This is a genomic window from Pseudomonas sp. TH10, from assembly GCF_016651255.1.
GTDB lineage: Bacteria > Pseudomonadota > Gammaproteobacteria > Pseudomonadales > Pseudomonadaceae > Aquipseudomonas.
In genome coordinates, this window is the sequence record NZ_JAEKEG010000043.1 from 1 (window position 1) to 24,960 (window position 24,960).

Annotated in this window: 15 protein-coding genes and 4 pseudogenes; 8 read left to right on the top strand and 11 right to left on the bottom strand. The window is 59.5% G+C overall.

The window, feature by feature from the left end:
• The 6 genes and pseudogenes from JFT80_RS06650 to JFT80_RS06675 all read left to right on the top strand — a co-directional run.
• The coding region (locus tag JFT80_RS06650; RefSeq protein WP_201147332.1) for a hypothetical protein at positions 1-853 on the top strand (853 nt) is incomplete at its 5' end.
• A 71-nt stretch (positions 854-924) separates the two neighbouring features.
• A complete protein-coding gene (locus JFT80_RS06655) occupies positions 925-2,895 on the top strand; it encodes a BapA/Bap/LapF family large adhesin (protein WP_242482814.1) in 1,971 nt (656 codons plus the stop codon).
• A 243-nt stretch (positions 2,896-3,138) separates the two neighbouring features.
• The gene (locus JFT80_RS06660; protein ID WP_122840826.1) at positions 3,139-4,557 is read left to right on the top strand and encodes a TolC family outer membrane protein; all 1,419 of its coding nucleotides are present in this window, start codon (positions 3,139-3,141) and stop codon (positions 4,555-4,557) included.
• A pseudogene (locus tag JFT80_RS06665) lies at positions 4,554-6,736 on the top strand (type I secretion system permease/ATPase). The gene JFT80_RS06660 and the pseudogene JFT80_RS06665 overlap by 4 nt, the downstream one beginning before the upstream one ends.
• Before the next feature lie 42 nt (positions 6,737-6,778).
• A pseudogene (locus tag JFT80_RS06670) lies at positions 6,779-8,022 on the top strand (HlyD family efflux transporter periplasmic adaptor subunit).
• A gap of 15 nt (positions 8,023-8,037) precedes the next feature.
• Positions 8,038-8,937, top strand: a complete 900-nt coding sequence (locus JFT80_RS06675) for a S9 family peptidase (protein ID WP_201147334.1) — start codon at positions 8,038-8,040, stop codon at positions 8,935-8,937.
• A 42-nt stretch (positions 8,938-8,979) separates the two neighbouring features.
• Here the strand turns inward: JFT80_RS06675 and JFT80_RS23900 are convergent, their stop codons facing one another.
• From JFT80_RS23900 to JFT80_RS06705, 7 genes are all read right to left on the bottom strand, one after another.
• The gene (locus JFT80_RS23900) at positions 8,980-9,492 is read right to left on the bottom strand and encodes a glutamate ligase domain-containing protein (RefSeq protein WP_242482815.1); all 513 of its coding nucleotides are present in this window, start codon (positions 9,490-9,492) and stop codon (positions 8,980-8,982) included.
• A complete protein-coding gene (locus JFT80_RS06680) occupies positions 9,443-12,151 on the bottom strand; it encodes a Mur ligase family protein (RefSeq protein WP_242482816.1) in 2,709 nt (902 codons plus the stop codon). The genes JFT80_RS23900 and JFT80_RS06680 overlap by 50 nt, the downstream gene beginning before the upstream one ends.
• A gap of 146 nt (positions 12,152-12,297) precedes the next feature.
• Entirely contained in the window at positions 12,298-12,498 is a 201-nt protein-coding gene (locus JFT80_RS06685; RefSeq protein ID WP_122840728.1) for a hypothetical protein, read from the bottom strand.
• Positions 12,499-13,317: 819 nt separating this feature from the next.
• Positions 13,318-14,028, bottom strand: coding sequence for an SDR family NAD(P)-dependent oxidoreductase (locus JFT80_RS06690; protein ID WP_201147335.1), 711 nt, complete (start codon positions 14,026-14,028; stop codon positions 13,318-13,320).
• A gap of 42 nt (positions 14,029-14,070) precedes the next feature.
• Positions 14,071-14,727, bottom strand: a complete 657-nt coding sequence (locus tag JFT80_RS06695; RefSeq protein WP_201147336.1) for a DsbA family oxidoreductase — start codon at positions 14,725-14,727, stop codon at positions 14,071-14,073.
• Positions 14,724-14,945: a 4-oxalocrotonate tautomerase family protein gene (locus JFT80_RS06700; protein WP_045061344.1), complete on the bottom strand. Its 222-nt coding sequence runs from the start codon at positions 14,943-14,945 to the stop codon at positions 14,724-14,726. The genes JFT80_RS06695 and JFT80_RS06700 overlap by 4 nt, the downstream gene beginning before the upstream one ends.
• A 303-nt stretch (positions 14,946-15,248) precedes the next feature.
• The gene (locus JFT80_RS06705; protein ID WP_201147337.1) at positions 15,249-16,553 is read right to left on the bottom strand and encodes an OprD family porin; all 1,305 of its coding nucleotides are present in this window, start codon (positions 16,551-16,553) and stop codon (positions 15,249-15,251) included.
• Between the two features lie 379 nt (positions 16,554-16,932).
• Here JFT80_RS06705 and JFT80_RS06710 point away from each other — a divergent pair.
• Together JFT80_RS06710 and JFT80_RS25370 are read left to right on the top strand one after the other, a co-directional pair.
• A pseudogene (locus JFT80_RS06710) lies at positions 16,933-19,027 on the top strand (TonB-dependent receptor).
• A 15-nt stretch (positions 19,028-19,042) separates the two neighbouring features.
• A pseudogene (locus tag JFT80_RS25370) lies at positions 19,043-19,129 on the top strand (metal ABC transporter ATP-binding protein); the annotation flags it as partial.
• 84 nt (positions 19,130-19,213) lie between these two features.
• Here JFT80_RS25370 and JFT80_RS06715 read toward each other — a convergent pair.
• The 4 genes from JFT80_RS06715 to JFT80_RS06730 all read right to left on the bottom strand — a co-directional run bounded on the left by JFT80_RS06715 (position 19,214) and on the right by JFT80_RS06730 (position 24,822).
• A complete protein-coding gene (locus JFT80_RS06715) occupies positions 19,214-19,426 on the bottom strand; it encodes a hypothetical protein (protein WP_007961849.1) in 213 nt (70 codons plus the stop codon).
• A 245-nt stretch (positions 19,427-19,671) separates the two neighbouring features.
• Positions 19,672-20,778 carry an agmatine deiminase gene (aguA, locus tag JFT80_RS06720; RefSeq protein ID WP_201147338.1) on the bottom strand — a complete coding sequence of 369 codons (1,107 nt, stop codon included), beginning with the start codon at positions 20,776-20,778 and terminating at the stop codon, positions 19,672-19,674.
• 5 nt (positions 20,779-20,783) lie between these two features.
• Positions 20,784-21,662 (bottom strand): N-carbamoylputrescine amidase, encoded by an 879-nt coding sequence (gene aguB, locus JFT80_RS06725; RefSeq protein WP_201147339.1) that lies wholly within the window; start codon positions 21,660-21,662, stop codon positions 20,784-20,786.
• A 247-nt stretch (positions 21,663-21,909) separates the two neighbouring features.
• Entirely contained in the window at positions 21,910-24,822 is a 2,913-nt protein-coding gene (locus JFT80_RS06730) for an aminotransferase (RefSeq protein ID WP_201147340.1), read from the bottom strand.
• Between the last annotated feature and the right edge of the window lie 138 nt (positions 24,823-24,960).

Below are 24,960 nucleotides of genomic sequence, written 5' to 3' on the forward strand. Positions count from 1 at the left end.
GACGCTGATGCGGACGCCGATGCTGACGCCGATGCGGATGCGGATGCTGATGCCGATGCCGATGCTGATGCTGATGCGGACGCTGACGCCGATGCCGATGCCGATGCCGACGCTGACGCTGACGCTGATGCTGATGCTGATGCTGATGCCGACGCCGACGCTGATGCGGATGCTGATGCTGACGCTGATGCGGATGCTGATGCTGATGCTGATGCCGACGCTGATGCGGATGCTGATGCTGACGCTGATGCGGACGCCGATGCTGACGCAGATGCTGACGCAGATGCTGATGCTGATGCGGACGCCGACGCCGATGCCGATGCGGATGCGGATGCGGATGCGGATGCGGACGCCGATGCTGATGCCGATGCCGATGCCGATGCCGATGCCGACGCTGATGCTGATGCTGATGCGGATGCTGACGCGGATGCCGACGCTGATGCGGACGCCGATGCTGATGCTGATGCTGATGCCGACGCTGACGCTGACGCTGATGCTGACGCGGATGCCGACGCTGATGCTGATGCTGATGCTGATGCTGATGCTGATGCCGATGCCGATGCCGATGCCGACGCTGACGCTGATGCCGATGCCGATGCCGATGCTGACGCAGATGCTGATGCTGATGCTGATGCTGATGCTGATGCGGACGCCGACGCCGACGCCGATGCCGATGCGGATGCGGATGCGGACGCCGATGCGGATGCCGACGCTGATGCTGACGCCGATGCCGATGCCGATGCCGATGCCGACGCAGATGCGGATGCTGATGCTGATGCGGACGCTGATGCGGATGCTGATGCCGATGCGGACGCGGACGCCGATGCTGATGCGGACGCCGACGCCGACCTGACAGCCTTCGACGACCTGGCAACCGCTGAACTGACCGTAACTCCGGTTAAGACCACCACCGGGCTCAACAGCATGAACGTGTTCACGTTGCTTGGGGTGGGAGGGATTCAGCTCGGTGTACCAGTGCTGTCGCAGGAATTCACGGTGTCGGATGAAAACACCGGCACCTTGAATCTGTCCTTCGGTGCGGGCGATCTGGTCTCGGTGTTGGGCAGTGGGTTCAGCGCAATACTGGAGGTCAGCGACGGTGCTGGCGGCTGGATTCCGGTTGATCAGGGCAGCGTAGGCGGCGGCTTGCTCGATCTGCTCGGGCTGTTCGGTCCGGGCGTGACCAGCGCCAAAATCGAAGGTCTGGCGGCCGGGCAGTATCGCTTCACGCTCGCCATGGACCCTTCACTCGTGGCAGTGGGCGCGACGGCTACGGCGCAACTGAGCGTCGATAACGTAAGCCTGGTCGATTTCACGACAACAGGCGGTGAGGTCAGCGGAAACGTCATCACCGATGACGGCTTTGCAGGCACGCCGGACTCTCCAGGTGCCGCAGCGGATGCGACGGTCGGCGAAGTCAACGGTGTCACTATCAATCCGGCTGGCAGCACCCTGGTACAAGGGCTTTACGGTGATCTGACGATCTTTGCCAATGGCGATTACAGCTACACGCCAACGGGCGATGGGGCGAACATCGGCAAGGTAGATGCCTTCGTCTATCAACTGGTGACAGCGGCGGGCGGGACGGCTTCGGCCACCCTGTACGTGCGCATCGATAGCACCGACTCGACAGTTACCTGGAGTCCTGTCGATCCTTCGGCACCGGGTGTCGTGGAAGTGGTGGCCACCGATGACATTGGTACAGCACAGATCAGCATCGATAACCTGGTCGAAACTGCCAGCCTCACGGCTATCAGCTACTCGCCTCCGGCGCTCTTCGGTACTCAGACGGGTACAGGGCAATCCTTCGTGGTCGAGGCGGACACGACGGCAGAGCTTGTTGTCAGCCGCAGCTTCGCCGGTGTCGGCGTGTTGCCTGAGACAACGATGGTCCTGCAGAAATGGAATGGCACAAGCTGGCAACCGGTGCCGGGTGAAAGCACGACTGCTGCCACTCACACCTTCACGCTGGGTGAAGGTCAGTATCGCGTGACGTCTACGACGGGTGCCCTGGTGACACTTGGCACGATCACCGTGGCGCAAACACTGACCACCACCCACCTGACGGAGTTCGTCACGGGTGCCGCGACCGCCGCAACGGGCAACATCCTGGCGCTCAGCGCTCACTCCCCGGCAGACAGCCTCGGCTCGACGCTGACGGTACTGAGCGTGTTGATCAACGGGGTCTACGTCATACCGGGTCAGACCGGAGCAGTGGTGCAAGGGCAATACGGCACCCTGACGTTGCACGCCGATGGTGACTACAGCTACACGCCGACCCCGGGTCTGGCGCTGGCAGAAGTCGGCAAAGTGGACAGCTTCAACTACAAACTCACCACTCCAGGTGGCCAGGAGGACACCGCCACGCTGTTCGTACGCCTTGACTCGCCGGATCGTGATCTGGTCTGGGACGATGCCAACCCGGGCGATCCTGCCACCGAAGCCCCTGGCTTCGCCGCAGCCTCGTTCGTGCAGGAACCGTCATCGGCCACGATCACCGAAGGTGCCGACGGGGCTGACCATATCGCGATCCATGACACCGAGTTCGCAGCGGTGGATGGCGGGGATGGTTTCGACACCCTGGTCTGGGACGGTGGCGATGCGACGATCAACTTGAGCTTGCTGGTCGGCAAAGTCAGCAATATCGAGAGCATCGACCTGAACGACTTCAGTGCGGTCGACCTGACCGTAAGCCTGGAAGACCTGGTGGCGGTGACATCGCCCGAGACGGATAGATTGTTTATCCAGGGCGACGAGCAGGACAGCGTCCATCTGACGGGCAACTGGTCGGTGGGTAGCACTCAACTGGAGAACGGGCAGGAGTACGTGGTGTACACCAGCCAGGAAGATGAAACCCATCAGCTCTGGGTGCAAAACGGGGTCAACGTGGTTTAACCACGTTGTTGGCTGGGAGCGTCAGGCCGCAAGGCCTGGCGTTCTCTTCTCACATTCTTGGCAGTCAACTGTAACGGTCCAGGCGGCGCCTGTTGCGCCGCCCTGGCCTTACACAATGAATTTGAGAAATGCCGTGCATGCCACTGGAATTGAACGACCGGCATGGCACACAAGCGTCCATTTTTATCTCAAGCCGATTTGGAGCATTACTTGAAACCTAAGGATCGGTTCGAGTTCCTGTTTTTGGCGTTGTTGGCCGTCGCCGTACTGCCATTGACGATAGACCGGGCCGTAGCACTGACACGTGACTACGAACCCGAACGTATCAACTCCATCAGCCCAAAAGATGTGGGCAAGCATTTACCGGGCGATTCATTCGGTGCCAGCCAGCCGGCGGCGCCCAGCAACAGGGTCCCCGACAACCTCGATCTGCCGCGCGCCATTCAATTGGCCGTTGCCTGGCATCCCGCCATAGCAGAATCGATCGGTCAGCTTTACCAGCAACACGACAATGTCACCGTGGCCCGTGCCGGCTATTACCCGCAGATACGCGGCGGGTTCAACACCGGTTACGACAGCGGCCTGACCGGTAACGGGCAAAGCCAGGCCTTCACCCTGTCGGCATCGCAGATGCTGTACGACTTCGGCAAGGTGGACAGTGCGGTGGACAGTGCGGTGGCTCGGGTCAACGGCAAGCAGGCTTCCGTTCTGCTGGCGATCGACCAGGTAGCGCGCGATACCGCCTTTGCCGTGATCGAACTGCAGCGCTACCAGGCGTTGCTCAACATTTCTCGAGCGCAGGTCAAAGGGCTTACAGCCATTGCCGATCTGGCGCAAAAACGCAGCGACATGGGGGCCAGCACCCGCTCCGACCTGATCCAGGCGCGCTCGCGGGTGGAGGCAGCCGTTGCCACGCAGCTGCAATACACCGCGCTCTACAACCGCTGGCGCAGCACCCTGGGCAGTTTGCTTGGCGCACGAGGGCCCGTCAGCGTCTCCGCGCAAGTGCCTGATACGTTGCAGCAGTCCTGCCAGGGCATCAATGCCGACGAAGTGCTGACGCCGTCGCTGTTGATCGCACAGGCGCAGCAGGTCGATGCCCAGGCGCAAATCGCCCAGGCGCGGGCCGAGGGGATGCCGACTGTGTCGCTGGAGCCCTCTGCTACCCAGTACCTGGACAACAACGATGACAATGGCACCGCCAACGGGCGCGACCGGACTCGCTACGGGATCTTCCTCAACGTTGAGGTGCCGTTGTATCAGGGCGGCGCTATCAACGCCCGCAAATCGGCTGCTGCCCAAGCACTGCGGGCTGCCGAGGCGGCCAACGATGCCGCGCGACTGGCTGTGCGCCAGGGATTGCTCGAGGCTCGCGACCAGACTTCCAGCCTCGAACAGCGTCTGTCGACCCTGGATTTTCGTGAACGCAGTATTTCTGAAACCCGCGATTTGTACCGCCAGCAATACCTTGAGTTGGGCACGCGTCCGCTGCTCGATCTGTTGAACGCCGAGCAGGAAATCCACCAGGCCGCGATGGATCGGGCCAACACCGCCGCCGATCTGCACCGCCTGGAAATCGATTGCCTCTACAACAGCAGTGCCTTGCGCACGGCCTTCAATCTGGACAGCAGCACGATCCAAGGTGTGGAGATTCGACCATGAACGACGCCGTGAACCTTGATACCCGCACCGCCACCGAACCCCAGACCCTGGAGACGGCCGGCACGCTCAGTTACGAAGGCTGGCTGGAGGCGATACTGACCGTCGCCCGGCACAATCGCCTGGATTGCTCGGCGCAGAATGTGCGCATCGCCGCCCAGTGGAGCAAAGATGCAGGCGTCGACGAGGTGCTGCGCCAGATGGCGCGCCAGGCCGGACTCAGCCTGAAAGTCGTCGATTTCACCCCCTCGCTGCTGGTGCAGCGGCGCTTGCCGCTGGTGCTGCAGTTTGACGACGGTCAGATCGGCGTGTTGCAGACCGTCAGCGAAGATGACGATTGCGGCATTATCTACAGCGGTGACCAGGGCCTGCAAAGTCGCATCGGCCGTGCCGAGCTGGTCGCTTCAGCGCGCAAGGCGCTGATTCTGCGACCGGTGCAAATGGCCAGGGATTCGCGGGTCGATGACTACATCAAGCCCTACGAGAAAAGCTGGTTCAGGAACATCGTACTGCGCGACATGCGTCCCTATGGCCACGTCATGTTGGCGTCGCTGGCGGCGAACGTACTTGGCCTGGCCGGGGTGTTATTTTCAATGCAGGTGTACGACCGGGTGATTCCCGCCGAGTCGATGCCTACCCTGTATGTGCTGTTCGGTGGGGTCATGCTGGCGCTGCTTTTCGATTTTGTCCTGCGGGTCATGCGCGTGCGCATCACCGACCTGCTGGGCAAACGCGCGGACATGCGCGTATCGGACCTGGTCTTCGGTCACGCCATTCGCCTGCGTAATAGCGCCCGCCCGAAATCCACCGGTTCGTTTATCTCGCAGTTGCGCGAGCTGGAGCAACTTCGCGAACTGATTACCTCAAGCACCGCCAGTGCCGTGGCCGACTTGCCGTTTTTCCTGATGTTCGTGGTGATCTACTGGTTTATTGCCGGACCGCTGGTGGCCGTGCCGTTGGCCGCCGTGTTGCTCCTGGTAATCCCGGGGTTATTGTCACAGAGGAAACTGGCCAGGCTGGCCAACCAGTCGATGCGCGAAAGTTCGCTGCGCAGCGCCATGCTGGTGGAGACCGTGCAAGGCCTGGACGACATCAAGATGCTGCAGGCCGAACAGCGTTTCCAGCAGCAATGGAATCACTACAATGCGACCGCTGCCGAGGCGAGCTTGCGTTCGCGCACACTCACCAGCGGGCTGGTGACCTGGACGCAGAGCGTACAGGGAGGGGTATTTGCGGTGGTGGTGGTGTTCGGCGCACCGATGGTGATGGCGGGAGACATGACCACCGGTAGCCTGGTGGCCGCGTCGATCCTGGCGTCACGCATGATGGGGCCGATGTCGCAGATCACCGTCGTGCTGACGCGCTGGCAGCAGGCCAAAGTGGCCCTGCAGGGCTTGCACCGGATCATGCAGATGCCGGTCGACCAGGCCGAAGGCAGCAAGCGGGTGCACTTGCCCGTGGTCCGCGGCGAGTTCGAGTTCAAGCAGGCAGTGTTCAAGTACAGCGAAGACGCACCCATGCCGGCCTTGACGGTCAAGGACTTGAAGATTGCCCCGGGGAGCGCATCGCGGTGCTTGGGCGCAATGGTGCAGGCAAATCGACCTTGTTGCAGGCGATGGCCGGCATGATCGACCTCGGTTCGGGCTCGTTGACGCTGGATGGCGTGGGGCTGAGCCATATAGACCCGGCGGATGTGCGTCGCGATGTGGGCCTGCTGACCCAAAACGCACGGTTGTTCCACGGCACCTTGCGCGAGAACCTGATGATGGGTGCGCCCCACGCCGGTGATCAGGAAATCCTCGAGGCACTGGCGTTGACCGGTGCACTGGAGTTCATCAGCAAATTCGCACTGGGCATGGACCACATGATTCTGGAGGGCGGGCTCGGCCTGTCCGGTGGGCAGCGGCAGTCGCTGTTGCTGTCGCGATTGATCATTCGCCAGCCGCAGATTGTGTTGTTGGACGAACCCACCGCGGCGCTGGACGACGCCAGCGAGCGCAAGCTGATTCAGAGCCTGGAACAGTGGGGCGCGCAGCGCACGCTGATCATCGCCACGCACCGGATGAGTGTGCTGAGCCTGGTGGATCGAATCATCGTCGTCGACAACGGTTCGGTGGTGATCGATGACACCAAGGACAACGCCATTGCCCGGCTTTCCAAACCCAGGAACCCGGCGCAGTGAGCCGGCTGCCGATGCAATTGACTGCGCAAAAGGATAGCTCAGATGCTCAATGACAATCGTACTTCGGGGGTGAACCCGGAGCAGGCCCGAGTCCCCCTGGCCGGATCCTCTCAAGACCCCACCCTGTCGCGCGACGACAACCTTGATGACGCTACCGTAGTGCGCTCCACGCGCGTCGTCTGGTGTGTGGCGTTGATGCTGCTGGCGTTCGGCGTATGGGCCTATCTGTTTGAAATAGACGAGGTCTCGACCGGCACCGGCAAGGTTATCCCGACCTCCCGCGAGCAGGTGATCCAGTCGCTGGAGGGCGGCATCGTCGCCGAGCTCAACGTCGCCGAAGGGGATATCGTCAAGCAGGGCGAAATCCTCGCCAAGCTGGACCCGACCAAGACGGAGTCCAACTTCGGCGAGAGTGCGGCCAAGTATCGCGCCTCCCTGGCCAGCGTTGCGCGGTTGCAGGCGGAAGTTAACGGTACCGCGCTGACGTTTCCCCAGGAGCTCAAGGCGTACCCGGCGCTGATGGCGGCCGAAACCGATCTGTACCAGACCCGCCGCAAGGGGCTCGAAGAGTCTCAGGCCGGTGTTCGGGCCTCGCTGGGGCTGGTGCGCAGCGAGCTGGAAATCACCGAGAACCTGGCCCGTGTCGGCGCCGCCAGCAACGTCGAGGTGCTGCGCCTGAAGCGGCAGAAATCCGAGCTCGAGCTGAAACTCACCCAGTCCCGCTCCGAGTACATGGTGCGCGCGGGCGAAGAACTGGCCAAGGCCAACTCCGATGTGCAGACCCTGTCGTCGGTCCTCAAGGGCCGCTCCGACTCGGTCACCCGTCTGACCCTGCGCTCGCCGGTGCGGGGTATCGTCAAGGACATCGAGGTCACCACCATCGGCGGGATCATCCCCCCAATGGCCGCTTGATGCAGATCGTGCCGATGGACGACCAGTTGTTGATCGAGGCGCGCATTTCGCCTCGTGATATTGCCTTCATCCATCCGGACCAGGAAGCCAAGGTCAAGATCACCGCCTATGACTACTCCATCTACGGCAGCATGGACGGCAAGGTGGTGACTATTTCCCCCGATACCATTCAGGATGAAGTCAAACCCGAGGTGTTCTACTACCGCGTGTTCATTCGCACCAATGACAATGAGCTGCACAACAAGGCCGGCAAGGCGTTTTCGATTGTGCCAGGGATGATCGCGGCGGCGGATATCAAGACAGGTCAAAAGACTGTACTCGATTACCTGATCAAGCCCATGAACCGGGCTCGCGAAGCCTTGCGCGAGCGCTAGGAAGAAGGACGCCGGATGCTCGGATCGATCGCGGCAAGGTTGTTCTCATGCCTGGCCCTGCTAGCCAGTGAACCGCTGCTGGCTCGCAGCGTGGATGACCTGCCGCTGTTGTGGAACACCCCGGCGGACCAGGCCAGTTGCGTTGACTCGGACTCGGCCTTGTGGGTCCGGTTTGCCAGCGGCCAGGCTTGCATTCGCTACTTCAGTGCTTCATCGCTCGAACATGCACCGGTGGTGATCGTAATGTTTCACGGTGACCGCAATATGGAAATGCATCGTGCGCCGCAGACCATTGCCGGTAATACCCTGCGGGCCAAGGACAAGCAGGCAGCGGCCCTGAGTCAGCGTGCCGGGGTGCCCGTGGTGATTGTCGCGCGTCCGGGGACCTATGGTTCCAGTGGCAATCACGGGCAGCGTCGCCAGGCCAGCGAATTTCAGGCGCTGGACGCGGCACTCGACCAGTTGCGCCAGCGTTATTCCATAGGACGCTTTGTGCTGCTCGGGCACAGCGGTGGAGCGACGGCGGTCGCCGCCCTGCTAACGCTGGGGCGCAAGGACGTGCAGTGCGCAGTCATGACTTCGGGAGCATTCGCTTTGCTCGAGCGAGCTCGAATGATTCGCCTCGGCAAAGGCCTGCCGCCCCGCGAAGGGCGCGACACCAATGGCCTGTTGCATCCTTATGATCCCTTGCAGCATGTCGACGGTATCGCCAGGGTGCCTGATCGACCGCTGTTCGTGATGGGCAACCGCAATGACCAGATAGCCCCCTTTGCCCTGCAGGAACAGTTCTATCAAGCGTTACGTGATGCCGGGCTGGAGGCACAACTGATCGACACGCCGGCCTCTGGCCCTGATTTTCACCAGTTGCGAAACGATATCGGGCTGAAGACGGCGGCTCGGTGTGCGCACCCTTGAAGCGACTCGCTGATATCAGCGAGTCGCTTCAAGGCGATGACGTCAAAGCACTGCGGTTGCGCCTTCGGATTGCGTGAGCGAGTCGACCAACTGCGAGAGACCGGTACCGCCAGAACTCTTCACCAACACCCAATCGCCTTCGCGGAACCAGCGTGCGGCGTGCTCGGGCAACTTGTCCTTCAGGGCGTTGACGTCCTCGAACCACTCGATGCTCAACTGATCGCGCAGTTGCAAATACAGCGCATGCATCAGCGGTCCGCAGAGCAAAGTATGCCGTGGAGACGCTGCCAGCAGCTGCTCGGCCAGGTCAAGGTGATAGCGTTGGGTATCAGGGCCCAGTTCGAGCATATCCCCCAATACCGCCACCCGCTGATCGGGCAGCCCAGGCAGCTGCGCGAGCATGTTCAACGAGGCACCCATCGAACCTGGATTGGCGTTGTAGGCGTCATTGATCAACTGGTAGTCGCCGTTCCCACCGGTGATGGTCAGTGTGTTGCCACGGCCGTCAACTGCTTCGAATGTCTCCAGCGCAGCCAGTGCCTGCGCTGTTGGCAAACTCGGCGGCAACCATTGAACCCAGCACCGCCAGGGCGTTGAGCACCATGTGCTGGCCACGCGCGCGCAGCTTGAAATGCACTGGCGTACCGCGAAGGCTGGCATTGACCTGCAAGTGCGAAGGCGTGGTCACACACTCGATCACCCGCAGGTCGGCTTGCGCATGCTCGCCGTAGCTGAGCACCGTCAATTGCGCCCGCGAGGCGGCATCCGCAAACACCTGGTAATAAGGCATGTCATGGTTCAGCACCGCATGCCCGCCGGGTGCCATCGACTTGAAAATCGCGCTCTTCTTGCGGGCGAGGTTTTCCAGGGTGCCGTGGTATTCCAGGTGTGCCGGCGCCAGGCTGGTGACAACAGCGACGTGGGGACGAACCAGTTCGGAGTTGATGTGCATTCTGCCCACGGCCATTTCCAGGACCCAGAAACAGGCCGGGCCGGTCATGCTGGCCATGTTCCAGCCAATGCCTTGCGGCAGGTTGGCGTTGGCCTCGGTTTGCGCTACTGCTCCCAGCGGTTGAAGCGCATGGGCGAGCATGGCGACCACGGTAGTCTTGCCCGCGCTTCCAGTCACCCCGAACACCTGGCCGCCGAATGCTTGTCGGGCATACCGTCCCAGTTGCAGCATGGCGTCGACCGTTTCCGGGATTTGCAGCACTGGCAGGCCGGTATCGAGATAGGGTGTCGGGTCGACACACACGAAAGCGGACGGACGTTGTTGTGGCTCGGCTTTGGCCCATATTCGCGCCAACCGGGCTTCATTGGGACCGACACTCCTCGGGATGCGGTTCAACATGCGCTGGGGCTTGAAGTACGCCATGGTGGGGGCCAGTCCGCTGGCTCGCCAGTTTGCCGCTGGCGCTACCACCCAAGTGCCACCCGTGGCTTGCGCAACGCTTTCTGCGTCCCAGTGCCAACCGCCGATGCCATGTTGCCCACCCGACAGCACGTGCCGAACTCGTGGTGCGCCCGCGAGCAGGTAACTGTGATACGCAATCAGCCCGGAAAGGTAGTGTTCGACATCGTCGATACGCACGCGGAAGGCGTGGTGGCGGATGAAGAACGAGCCGACGATGCGTGCCGGGTTGCAAAAGAACATCGCCACTTCCGGCCAGAAGTAACCGTTCAACAAATGCCCGGCGCGGTGATGCAAGGCACGATAGAACGCCTGCAGATCGACCTCTTTGAGCAGATGGCACAGCGTGGGCAACTGCTCGATGCGCTGCAGCATTTCCTGTGCCGCCATCATCAACTCCAGCAGGGTCGGGAAGGTGGTGATCCGTTGCTGCACAAAGCCCAGGTAGTCGATGAAGTTGTTCAGGCCGAAGCGAAAATATTTTTCCTCGGGCCGATAGCGGGTCAGCTCATTGACGCAGTAGCTCAGCCAGTGGTCGTGCTCGCGCCAGTGTTCCTTGGCGATGAAATAATCGAAGGCCCTTTCGACAATGTTCAGCCAGCGCGCATCGCCACTCAAGCCATAGAGACGCATCAGTCCGAAGGCCGCTTCACCGTCGTAGTAGATAATCCGGAAAGGCGCTTTGACACTCAGGTCTGTGGCATGCAGGACGTGGTTGAAGCCCCCGGTCTGCGGGTCTTGCATCCAGGCAATGCCGTTGGCCAGCGCCTCCAGCAGTGGCAGGTAGTCTCGGCTGCCGGTGACTTCGCTGTATTTCACCAGGGCCAACAGGCATACCGCATTGCCGCCCAGTTTGATTTCGTCGCCTACGTCCACCAGGAAGGCGGCGGTGCTGCCATCGGGCAGGGTGTAGGGCTTGATCAGCGTCAGGGTGAGGTAATCAAGGGCACGATGTATGGAGGCTTCGAGTGCATCATCCCTGAGTAACGCCCAGGCTTCGACCATGGAGTAGGTCGTGCTGGCATGACGTAGGGCGTTGTAGTTCTGGATCGTACGATCGAAACAGGGGAACTGGCCGTAGACGAACTGCCCGCTGTCCTTGACCTGACGAGAGAGAAAGTCAGAGGCTGTCACTACCTTGTCCCGGATCTCACCCGCATCCAGAACACCGGTTTTGCGTCGACCGACATCGAGCCCACTGCTGTTGAGCTCATGGGCGATACCGTCTTCGGCACAGAAGACCCCTTCGGTCTGGAACAGATAGACCGGGGTTTGAGGATGGGCTTGTGCATGTCGAGCGGCCGCGAGAGCCGCGGCATCGGCAAAACGCCTTTTTACGTAGACCGAAAAATTACCCATGTTGAAACTGCTGAGAGGAACAGTGGGGCCGCCGTAGAGAATGGCGTTGGCATTGATTTCCTGTTCGGTGATCGCGGTTTTCAGGTCTTGGTCGAAGGCGATGCCGTGTCGGAAATAATTGCGCTTGTGGCGCTTGAGACGCTCCTGCAATTGCGTCCACGACAGGGTCGTCAGGTTGATTGCACGTTCTACCCTTAGCCATAGCCGCCCGGATGACTGTTCCTGCTCAGGTAGAGCCTGTAATTGAGGAAAATTTGATAGAGCGCTGCTCCACGCATCGTCGAAGGATTGGGCGGTGACGTGGAAAACCTTGGCCCGCTGCGTGCCGTTGCTTATCGCGAAAAATAATGTACAGGCCGCCCGGACGCCGTCGCTGGCAATGAGGCCTGCTTCCTGGACATTTAAAAGGTTGTAACAAGCGATTAACTGCTGTTTCAAAGACATAAGAAAATCCGTTATCGACGTCAAATGAACCAGGCTACTGGCAAGACAAGCGATATTCCGGGCGATAATCGAACTCTCGTAATGATCACCGACAGATGCCGTGCCATGCGTTAAACACTGCCCACTGCAAAGTTAGTACCTGCGTACTAGCCAAGTGGCAAAGTGTCATCATCGGTTGGTTGCTCCGAAGAAAAACCGATCGACTGTTCAGACTCGTTCAGGTGATTTTTGATTAATTTCCTGAGGATTTGCGACACGGTTAAATCGACGGACTCAGACAGATCCTCTAATTTTTTTTTAGTTGGAAGGTCAATCAATATAGTTACGCGCGCGGTTTTCTTATGCATTTGCGATCCTTGCCCTCCACCGCTGTCACTAATCCAGCAGTTGGCTCTCTAATACCTTATGAAATACAAGGCTTTAGATAACAGCTCCAAAGCTCTGTAGGAACTCTAATTCAACTCATGACGTTTTTCTACTTTAGAAACGAAAAATCTCGTCGCCCTTTCATGCCCTGGTTGCTTGTTCCAGGAGAGGGTGGGCAAGCAAACATTACAATACAGCACACATCGCATTATCATCGTATGAGACCGATGGAGACCATGCCGGGCACCCAGCAACCGGAAGTGCTACCCACGGCTAATGCTTTGGTGATAGCTATAATTTGTTTAAGTAAATTAGCTTCTGATGCGGGCAATCAGGGTAAGATTGCTCTTTTGTGGAGTAGACCTGAAAGCTGTACTTCATCCCGATTCATTGAAAAAGTAATGAAATAAGAGGCGATTTTACCTGGAAGGTATCTTTAGTCATGACGTTAACATCAATTCGTAACTTGTAAATTTTGTGGCAGCCCCGTCAAGGGCGCTCGCACTTCTGTGCGGGCAATGGCCGAGTATCCGCATATACCGGCCAAGCGTCGAACAGCTTCGGGATATGGCTTTGTCTGCCGACTAGTTACTCTGCTTTTATCGGGCAGTAGTTATAGCGAGTTGCTGCACGATGCGCGTAGAAAAGAAAGCAGTGAAAAACAGAAATGGATAGTGCGCATCGCGTGCGGGTTATCGCCGTGGCTGTCCCCGGAAACCTCTGGCAAACCTGAAGCAAATAAATCAACAAAGCCCTCGCAGCGAGGGCTTTGTTGATTCCAGGATTCAGAAAAGCCGGTCTTAATGACCCGCGCTCTGCCCACCATCAACATGCAAAATCTCGCCAGTAACAAACTTGGCGCTGTCCAGATACACCACAGCCTGCGAAATATCATCGATCTCGCCCATGTGCCCCATCGGGTGCAGGCTCCCCAGCGCCGCATGAGTCTCCTCACCATGCATCGGCGTCTTGATGATGCCGGGCGAGACCGCATTCACCCGAATCCCGCGTTTGGCGTACTCGATGGCCAGGGATTTGGTAGCCGCGTTCAAGCCGCCTTTGGTCAACGACGCCAGTACCGAAGGCACGCCATCGATCGCATGATCGACCAGGCTGGTGGTGATGTTGACCACGTGCCCTTTGCCTTGCTTTTCCATCTCGGTGATGGCGAGTTGGGTGATGTAGAAGAAGCCATTGAGGTTCACCGACAGCACGGCGGCGTAATCTTCGGCGGTGTAGTCCGTGAACGGTTTGGCGACGAAGATCCCGGCGTTGTTGACCAGGGTGTCGATGCGGCCGAAACGGGCGATGGTTTCGCGGATGACTTGTTGAGCGACTTCAGGTTCGCCGATGTCGCCGGCCACGGTGAGGATGTCCGGATCGGTGGAGGCTTTGATCGACCGCGAAGTGGCAACCACCTGGTAGTCCAGATCACGGAAGGCTTTGACCATGCCGGCGCCGAGGCCTTGGGATGCGCCAGTAATAACGATGACTTTTCTCGAATTGCTCATGATGAACCTCTACTCAGAAATGATGGTTTGAAAAGTAAGTAATCAGGCTTCAGCGGGGGCGTTGGCCATTTGTCGCAACATCTGTTCGTAGTACTCGACCGACTGTGAACCGGACACCAGGTGACGACCGTTGAGGACCATGGCCGGCACCGAGTTGATGCCGTGCTGGCGGTAAAAACCTTCCAGCTCGCGCACTTCGCTGGCGAAGGCGCCGGACGTCAGTACTTCACGTGCTCCGTCCTCATCCAGCCCGGCTTCCACCGCGAGGCGCACCAGGGTTTGCTGATCGCTGGGGTTCTGGCCCTCGGCGAAGTAGGCGCGCAGCAGGATCTTCTTCAGTGCGATTTGCCGCCCTTGCTGCAAGGCCCACAACAGCAGGCGGTGTGCATCGAAGGTGTTGTAGAAGTGGCTGCGTTTCTCCAGGTCGAACTTGAAGCCGATGGCTTCGCCGCGAGCGATTTGCATGGCCTTGCCGGCGGCGACTTCCTCGGCGGTGCGGCCATATTTGCGCATCAGGTGCTCTACGGCTTTCTCGCCGGCTGCCGGCATGTCCGGGTTCAACTCGAAGGGTTTGTAGGTGAGCTGCACCGAGACTTCACCCGCCACATTCGCGATCGCTTGCTCCAGCGCCGTGGCACCCAAGGCGCACCAGGGGCACACCACGTCGGAGACGAAATCGACGGTGACCGACGCGGTCATGACTTGCCCTCCTCTTCGGCCAGTTGTTTTCGGTACGCAGTGGTGGTCATGCCGGCGTAGCCCCAGTTATCGGTGTCGACTTCCTCGATCACGATGTGGGTCAGGTCCGGGCGTTTATTGAGGACGCGTTCCAGGGTTTCAGTGATTTCGGCGATCACCTGAGCTTTCTGCTCTGGGGTAACGCCATCGCGGGTAATGCGAACGCTGACGAAAGGCATGAGGAATCTCCAGTGACCTGCCCTCGGAATGATGGGTAGGTGTTGGAGCTCAATGTAGGGAGTTGGGTGGAGGGGATAAAGATGGGGGCGGGAACATCATTAGTTACGTCAGGTAATCAATCATTTTCCACTTTTTGCGACACGTTATTGGAACGTGTCGCCGCCGACGACATGTTCGCGACACGTGTTCTCGAAATACGATTTCAGCGACATGACACCCTGCGGACAAAAACCCAACGCCCGGAAATAAAAAAACCCCGAACCAGTCGGGGCTTTTTCACGTTTCTTAGACCGGATCGGGCATCAGAAGATGTTGATCGGGTAATCCACGAATACACGCACTTCATTGCCGCCAACGTTGTACTCGCTGGATTTCTGCGACACGCGCAGGATCGAGCTGCGCAGTTTCACGCTGAGGTCTTTGGCCGGACCACTTTGTACGACGTACTTGAACTGGTTGAAGATTTCGCGCTCGGTGCCACCGCTGCTGGTGGACGTGGTGATGTTGTCGCCACGCACGTAAGCGAAGTTGTAGCTCAGGCCCGGTACGCCGAATGCGCCGAAGTCCAGGCCGTAGCCCAGTTGCCAGCTGCGTTCGTCTTCAGCGTTGAAGTCCGACCAGTAGGAGTTGGCCAGGTAGATGGTATTGCCACCGTCGCCGACACGGTTTTGATCTTTCTGATAGCCGCCGTAGGCGTAGCCCAGGTTGCTGTCGCCGGTGGAACGCTGGTGCGCCACGGTGAACGAGTGCGGGCCAGTGGCGAAGGTGGCTGCCAGGCTCCAGATCTTGTTGTCGTCGCCGGTCACACCGTTTTCGCGGACATAGGAGTTGTCCAGCTTGGTGCGATAACCGTTGAAGTCCAGGGTCAGCGACTGATCCTTGTTGAACGGCAACACGTAGTTGGCGTTCACGTATTGCTTCTTCAATACGTCTTCGACGTCGGAAGCGTACAGCGCGCCCTTGAAGTGTTCAGTGAACTGGTAGCTACCGCCCAACACGTTGATCGACTTCAGACCACCGCTGTCACGGCCTTCATCGCTCTTGCGCGATTCGGCGGTAAAACGGCCGGCATTCAGTTCCAGGCCCTTGATCTCTTTGGAAGTGATCAGAGTACCGGTGTAGCTTTCCGGCAGCAGGCGGGAGTTATCGTAGTTCAGCACCGGCAGTGCCGGCATCTGGTCACCGTAGGTCAGCACGGTGTTGGAGAAGCGGAATTTTACCGCTGCGCCAGCCTTGGCCAGATCGTTGGCGGCATCGCCGTGCTCGCCTGCAACGTTGCCGTTGTCTTGCTTGAAGAAGTCGATACCACCCGCGCCGCTGCGGCCTTTGCCGCCATCCAGACGCAGTGCGTACAGACCGAAAGCATCCACACCGACACCGATGGTGCCTTGGGTGAAGCCCGACGAGAACGTACCGATGGCCGCTTGGCCCCATTCGGCTTTGTCGTCGTTACCATCTTTGTAGTCACGATTGATGTAGGCATTGCGCAGCAGCACTTTGAGGCTGCTGTCTTCTTGAAAACCCTTGGATTCGGCCTGGTCGTTAGCCATGGCCTGTGTGGCGCTCAACATCCCCAGTGCGATCAGACTGATTCGCTTGTTCAACATTTTGTTTTCCTTATTACGGGTTGAAACGCGCTGTGTCGAACGGCTGAAACGGCGCTATTGCACTCTTTTTTCACCCCGAAACAAAAAGACCCGCCCACGACAAAGTCATGGCGGGCCTTCTTATTATTTTGAGTCATGGCGGTTAGCCACAGGCGTTGGGCCGAATCGTAGCCGCGCCCTGAACAATGTGTCAATTTCAAGAATCGTCTTTAAATAGGCGAAAATCGTCTAAGGAATCATCAATGTAATGTTTCCGACATGATTAGTAACAATCGAACCAGGGTACTTTTCAGGAATAATTATCGAAAGTAAATAGCACGCATTATCATTCGCGCCGTTTTAGCCACATCCCAAAAATCCTACGGACGCGCCCTCCAAAATGCCTGCCCCTTTTCGCCTTGTGCCCTTCAGCTTGGGTCTCTCAGCTGTACTTTCTGCCGGTTTTTCCTACGCCGCACCGACCACATTACCGGCGACTTCCATCAGCGCTGAAACTGAGGCCGATGACCCGCGAGTGAAGGAAACCAGCACGGCGACCCGCACGGCGACACCAGTGCGCTACGTTCCCCAGGCCATCGACTCGGTGAAAACCGCGAACGTGATGGACTACGGCACCAACGACCTGGGCACGGCACTCGAGTGGCATCCCCAACGTCAGCAGTGGCGCTGACACCCGTTTTGATAGCCTGCGCATTCGCGGCTTCGACGCCAGCAATGACTTTTACCTCGACGGCATTCGTGACGACAGCCAGTACGTGCGCGACCTGCACAATATCGAGAAGATCGAGGTACTCAAAGGCCCGGCAGCGGTGCTGTATGGCCGTGGCAGTCAGGGCGGGATCGTCAACCGTGTCAGCAAGATGCCGGAAGCCGGCCGCCGCTCGACCATCGAAGCGCAGGGCGGCAGCGAAGATCTGCGCAGCCTGTACGCCGATCTCAGCACTGACCCGAGCGAGAACATCAGCCTGCGCCTGAACATGGGCAACATGGATGAAAACAGCTTTCGCGATGGCGTCAGCGGCAATCGCCAACTATTCGCGCCATCGATGAGCTGGCAGTTGACCCCGGACCTCAACTGGCTGGTGCAGTACGAGTACAGCCGTTACAACCGCACCCCCGACCGTGGCGTGCCTGGGGTGAATGGCCGCCCGGCAGATGTAGGACGGGATACCACCTACGGCAGCGATCACGACTTCATCGACGACAAGTCGCAATCCCTGCGCTCCAAACTCACTTACGAAATCAACGACAACTGGCAACTTCGCCATACCCTGGGCGTATTCAAGCTCAACAGTGATTTTGATAACACCTACCAGACCGGCTACACCCCGGCCACCCACCAGGTCACGCGCCAGCACTGGCAACAGGACCTGACCACCCGTAACGTTTTTAACAATGTCGAGCTGGAAGGTGGTTTCGATACGTTCGGGCTTGAGCATCGCCTGCTCACCGGTGTTGAAACCGGCAGCCAGCGCCGTGATCCGACGCTGTACAACGCTGCTACCTCCGGGCCAGGCGGCTCACCGGTGCCGGCACTCGACCTGTTTAACCCCAATCGTGACCTGCGCCACACCGGCAGCATGCAAGTCTCCAGCAGCAGCCACACCGAAGTCGAAAGCCGCGCAGTGTACGTCCAGGATCAACTGCGCCTGAACGATCAATGGCAACTGCTCGGCGGTCTGCGTTACGACACCTTCGACATCGAGTCGACCAACAAGCTGCGCAACATGTCCGAAGATCGTGACAGTCACAGCACCAGCCCACGCGTAGGCCTGGTCTGGACGCCGCTGCACAATCACTCGTTCTACGCTTCGTGGTCAAAGACCTTCTCGCCGGTGGGCGGTGGCCTGATCGGCATCACCCCCGGCGCCGCCGGCAACACCAACGACCTCAGTCCCGAGCTGACCAAGCAGAAAGAAATCGGCGTGAAAAGTGATTGGCTCGATGATCGCCTGAGCACCACGCTGGCGATCTATGACCTGGAGCTCTACAACCGCCGCACCACCGATCCCAACGATCCGACCCTGACCGTGATGTCCGGCCTGCAACGCTCTCGCGGGATCGAGTTGACCGCGACTGGCAACATCGTCGGTAACTGGTACGTGCGCGGTGGCGTCGGCGTGCAGGATGCAACCATCGAGAAGGACAACAACGGCCTGGAAGGCAAACGCATCAACAACGTTGCCAAGCACAACGGCAGCCTGTTCCTGACCTGGAAACCGGAGATGGGCTGGTACGGTGAGACCGGCCTGACGCTGGTCGGCCAGCGTTATGCGGACAATGCCAATACCACCGTGTTGCCGGGGTATGGCCGCTGGGATGCGCTGGTGGGCTACCGCATGAAAGATTGGGATTTGCGTGCGGCGCTGAACAATATTGCGGATAAGAAATATTACGCGTCGGCGACGAGCCAGTATCAGATTCAGCCAGGCGCGCCACGTAGCGTCGTGATGACCGGCACCTATAGTTTCTGATTTCACAGAAATCCTGTGGGAGCGAGCCTGCTCGCGAAAGCGTCGGGTCAGCCGGCATCGTCATTACCTGACCCAGCGCATTCGCGAGCAGGCTCGCTCCCACATTGAATGGGTCTGTACAAAATAACCGTGCATAAAAAAGCGCCGCCATCCCGGCAGCGCTTTCACCCATCCTTATTGTTTTTCTTATCCTTCCATCACAGCCCACAACGCTTCCAGTTCTGCCTCGCTGAACAGGCCAGCGGGGTAGCGCTCGATCATCATCCGGCGCGGATCAGGTTCCCTGATCTGACGCGTTCCATTGGACTTCAAAAAGTGCGCGACAATCTGGAGCGATTCGCCGTTTACGGCCATGGGATGCAAAGTCCGCTCGCTGACTACGTTCACTTCGGCGTTCATTCCAGCGCTCTCTCCCCGTTCGTGAGCGGCTACGTTATCCAAGGTTTGTGACAGAACTGTTGAAGTTCCTCCCCCTCCCTAGTGCCTCCAGTCGAATACAAGAGCTATGCCAATGTTTCGCATTTGTCGACAAGCGGATACAAAGAAGCCCGCAGTCCTGACGGGCTGCGGGCTTGTTTTCATACATAGCGAGCTAATCATTGCCCGGCCGATTTATTAATCAACTCAAGCTGTTACGACTCAACTCACTCTTTGTGCGGTGCTGGCTGTTGTTGGGTAAGGCAGTGAATATTGCCGCCACCCAGTAACAGTTCACGGCCGGGCACCATCACCACTTCGTGCTGCGGGAACAGGTTCTGCAGAATTTCCTTCGCCGGAGCATCCATCGGATCGTCAAAGCTCGGCGCGATGATGCCGCCGTTGACGATCAGGAAATTCACGTAGGAACCGGCCAGACGCACAGACGGATTACGCTCCTGCGTGCCGTCCACCGGATCGACGCCAGCGCACTCTTCTTCGGTCGCGTACAGCGGCCCCGGAATCGGCATCTTGTGCACCGTGAATGGGCGCCCCTTGGAGTCGGTGGCGCTTTCCAGCACTTTCATTGCGGCCTGGCAGCGCGGGTAGTTCGGGTCTTGCGGATCGTCGGTCCAGGCCAACAGCACTTCACCCGGACGGATGTAGCAGCAGAAGTTATCCACATGACCGTCGGTTTCGTCGTTGAACAAACCGTCCGGTAGCCAGATGATTTTATCCACAGACAAATTGGCGCTGAGCACCGCTTCGATTTCTTCGCGGCCCAAATGCGGGTTGCGATTGCGGTTGAGCAGGCACTCTTCGGTGGTGATCAGGGTGCCTTCGCCGTCGACGTGAATCGAGCCGCCTTCAAGCACAAAACCTTCGGTGCGATAGCGCGGGCTGCGCTCGATTTCGAGAATCTTGCCACCCACTTGCGAGTCACGATTCCACGGCGAGTACAGACCACCGTCGAAACCACCCCAAGCATTGAAGTCCCAGTTCACACCGCGCACTTCGCCGCCGTTGTTGATGACAAACGTCGGGCCGCTGTCGCGAACCCAGGCATCATCGCTGGACATCTCGACCACGCGGATATTCGGCACGTCGAGGCGCGCGCGGGCGTTTTCGTACTGGCCGGCGGACACGGCAACGGTCACTGGCTCGAAACGCGCGATGGCTTTGGCCACCGCCGCGTGTGCGGCTTGCGCCGGTTTGCCGCCCAGACGCCAGTTATCCGGGCGCTCGGGCCAGATCATCCAGGTTTGAGTTTGTGCTGCCCACTCGGCCGGCATGTAGAAGCCGTCGGCGCGTGGGGTACTTTTCAATGTGGTCATCGGGATCAGGACTCCAGGGAACCGTCGAGGGTTTTCAACGCGCCGTACAGATTTGGCCGGCGGTCACGGAATGAACCCCACGCGCTGCGAATATGTTCCAGCTCGTCGAGGTTGAAAGTGTGCACAAGAATACCTTCTTCGGTTTTATTCAGCTCCTGCACTTTTTCGCCGAACTGGTTGGCGATGAACGAAGAGCCGTAGAACGTGATGTCGTAGCCGTCCTGCTCTTCATTGCCGATTCGGTTGCTGGCGATCAGCGGCATCAAGTTAGCGCCGGCATGGCCTTGTTGCACGCGCTGCCAGTGGTCGCGGGACGAGATGGTCTTGTCGTGCGGCTCGCTGCCGATGGCGGTCGGGTAAAACAGGATTTCCGCGCCTTGCAGCGCCATGCTGCGGGCACACTCGGGGAACCACTGGTCCCAGCAGATGCCCACGCCGATTTTCGCGTATCGGGTATTCCACACCTTGAAGCCGGTATCGCCCGGGTTGAAGTAGTACTTCTCGTGGTAGCCCGGGCCGTCCGGGATATGGCTTTTACGATAAATCCCGAGGTTGCTGCCGTCGGCGTCGATGATCGCGATGCTGTTGAAGCGTGCACGCCCGGCCAGCTCGTAGAAGCTGATCGGCAGCACCACCTGCAGCTCTTTGGCGATTTTCTGGAAATGTTTGATCGCGACGTTGTCTTCGACCGGGGTGGCCAGTTGCAGGTAATCGGCGTTGGGTTTCTGGCAGAAGTACGGCGCCTCGAACAGCTCCTGGATCAGGATGATCTGCGCGCCTTTGGCAGCAGCTTCGCGAACCAGCCTTTCAGCGATTTCGAGGTTGGCTTGCAGATCCCACGAACAGGCCATCTGAGTGGCGGCGACGGTAACGATACGGCTCATGAATCATCTCCGGGCAAGTGCTTTGACGGTCGACAATTCGACCGAAAAGAAAAACGCGCGCACCGGACAAGAGATCGCCATGCCGGAGCAATGGCGACTTTATAGCCGATAAATATCGGCTTTAAAAGCAAATATTTTTAAAAAAGATGAATGAATACGCTTAAAACACCGATAGAAATCGATTTTCATGGATTACCCCACACCCGTACTCCCCAACACACCCCCAACAGCGCAATGGCCATCGGGCTCAAAGGCCCTCTGCAAGCACCTTCGAAAGCATATCCACGAAGAAGTCGACACTTCGGCGCGAGGTCACCATCGGCGGTTTGATCTTGAGGATGTTCAAGTCATCGCCGGTCGGCTGCATGAAAATGCCCAGCTCGCGCAAGCGATCGCACAGCAATGCGGTCTCCTCGGTCGCTGGCTCCAATGTCTCGCGGTTGCGGATCAGCTCCAGGCCCAGATAAAACCCGGAACCATGCACCGCGCCAACCAACGGATGTTTATCGATCAACGCTTCGAGCCGTGCTTTGAAGTGACCGCCGACCACCTGAGCGTTCTCCCAGAGTTTTTCTTCCTTCATGACATCCAGCACCGCCATGCCGATCTGGCAGCTCACCGGGCTGCCACCAGCCGACGAGAAGAAATAACCCTCGGCCTCCAGCGCCTCGGCAATCTCCCGGCGGGTGATCACCGCACCCAAAGGCTGGCCGTTGCCCATGCCCTTGGCCATGGTGATGATGTCCGGCACCACGCCCTGCTCCTCAAAGCCCCAGAAAAAATGGCCCATGCGCCCGTAGCCGACCTGCACTTCATCGGCGATGCACACGCCACCCTGGGCGCGTACCAGGGCGTAGACCTGCTTCAAATAACCCGGCGGCAACGAGATTCCGCCCGCGTTGCCATAGACCGGTTCGCAAATGAACCCGGCAAGCTGGCGCTGCTGCCCGGCGATTTTCGCCAGGTGGTGCTCGACGCTGCGCACGTAATCGGGAGCGCTGTCGGCGCCGCGGAATTCGCCGCGATAGGTGTTCGGCGCCGTCACCGGATGCACCCAGTCCGGGCGGCTACTCAAGGCCTGGGGGTTGTCGGCGATCGAGGTCGAAACGGCGTCCGCGCCCACCGTCCAGCCGTGATAAGCCTCCAGCACGCTGAGCATGTCGCGCCCGCCGCTGTAGGCCCAGGCCAGGCGGATGGCCAGGTCATTGGCCTCGCTGCCGCTGTTGACCAGGAACACCCGGTCCATGGAGTCCGGCGCCAGCTTCAGCAAACGCTCGGAAAACTCGGCGACCGCCGCATAGTTGAATCGCGAGTTGGTATTGAGCAACGACCACTGCCGCGCCGCGACCGCCGCCATGCGCGGGTGACCGTGACCGAGCACCGCGACGTTGTTGAGCATGTCGAGATAGGAGCGGCCCTGCATGTCGATCAGGTGATTGCGCCAGCCGCGTTCGATGCGCGGCGGGTCCACGTAGTAGTGTTTTTGCGTACGGGCGAAACTGGCGTCGCGCCGTTCCAGCAGGGTTTTCGCATCCAGCTCCGGCTCGGCATCGCACGCCAGCCCCAACAACATGGCCGGCGATGGGCACAAAGCCTGCCAGGCAGGCGCACGCGATGGCGTGCAGAACAGCGGAGCCTGAAGCTGCGCGCCTCGGCTCAACTGCACGAGCAACGGGCCGCTGACCGCACCCAGCACCTGCCCTTTGACCAGCGCCGCGCCCGTGTGCAGCGACGGCTGGACGCCCCACAACCGCAGGCTCAATTGCGGGCCATCGAGTTGCAGCACGCCCGGCTCGGGCTCATGGACCATGCCGGCAAACGGCGACTCGACCGCCGTGCCCATGGGCACCCTTAATTCGACGTGCAGCGGGCAAGTGTCCGGCTCGCGAAACGAATCCGGCTGGGTGCGCGACAGGCGATATTGCCCGTAGCGACTGGCCGCCAGCTCATGCACGGCGGCTGCCTCGTTCAACAGGCGCTGGTCGATGCCCTCCTGCTCCCAGTTCCCCGCCTCAAAATGCGGGCTGAGGACACCGAGGTCGATCAGCGCGAATTCACGCCCGACCAGACTCGGCAGCAACGGCGCAAAACCGTCACTGTCGATCACCGGTAATGGCAGGCCGACGGCAGTGAGAATCGCCGCCTCCATCAGCGCCAATGGCACCGACGTGGCCACGTGGAAAATCTCCCACTCATGGCTGAGATTATCGCGGCTGTAGGTATTCGCGGGATCGATGCTGACCTGCTGCTCGCCGCTGAGCACCAGTACCGCCGCCCGCGCAACGATCAATGGCCACAAGGCTTGCAGCTCTTCGCGTTGCAACGGGTTGACCGCGTGATACGCCTGGACTGCCGGCAGGATGACAAACGGATCGCCACCGGCGTGATGCAGCAATGCGGCACAGGTCACCGACAGATCGGTGATGCGCCAAGTACGGATCAGGTCACCGAAATCGATCACCCCTTGCAACTGCCAGTGACGTTGCGCGTCGCGCTGCCAGACGGCGTTGTCGTCGGTGATGTCCATGTGAATCGCCTGCACCGGCAGCTTGTCGAGCAGCGGCTGCAAACGTCGCTCGGCCTGTTCGGCGGCTTCGGCGATCAATGCTCGCTGCTGCTCATCCTTGATCACCGGCAGCAGATGACTGATCAGCGCACTGGCGTGGCGTGCGTCCCACTGCAATGTGCGCTCCAGGCCGGGATGATCGAAACCGGCCAGGGTCAGATCCATTTCAGCGCAAAGACGACCAAACCGCGCCACCACTTCCTGACCCAGATGATCGAGATGAGTCAGTGGCTGGCCTTCGATGTAATCGAGCAAGCGCACATGCACGGTCTGATCGGCCACTTGCAGTGTCAGCAGGTCCGCGCCGCTCCTGGCGCCAATAACCCGTGGCACTTGCACCCCGGCCTTTTCGGCCAGAAACTTCAGGCCCGCATGCTGGGCCTGTAACTCGACAAGGGCGTAATCACCACGACAGATTTTCAGCACGAACCGCCCGCGCGGGCTGTCGACGCGGTAGTTGAGATCCTGCTGGCTGCCAAGCGCCTGCAATGTGCCGCTAAGCCCGTAATGCTCTGCCAGCAGCCCAAGCGCAACCTCGGCCGACACTTGTGGGCTGGGCAAACTGGCGCGATGAATCAACGTGGCGAGCGGCATGGAACGACCCCTGAAATTTTATTAGGCGCTTATATCGCCATTGCTCGGGGCGATACGCAACCCCCACAATCACACACCCCCTCGCGCCACCCGGCACTTTGCGCAAGAATGCCGACCATCAACGCGACAGGCGCTCGA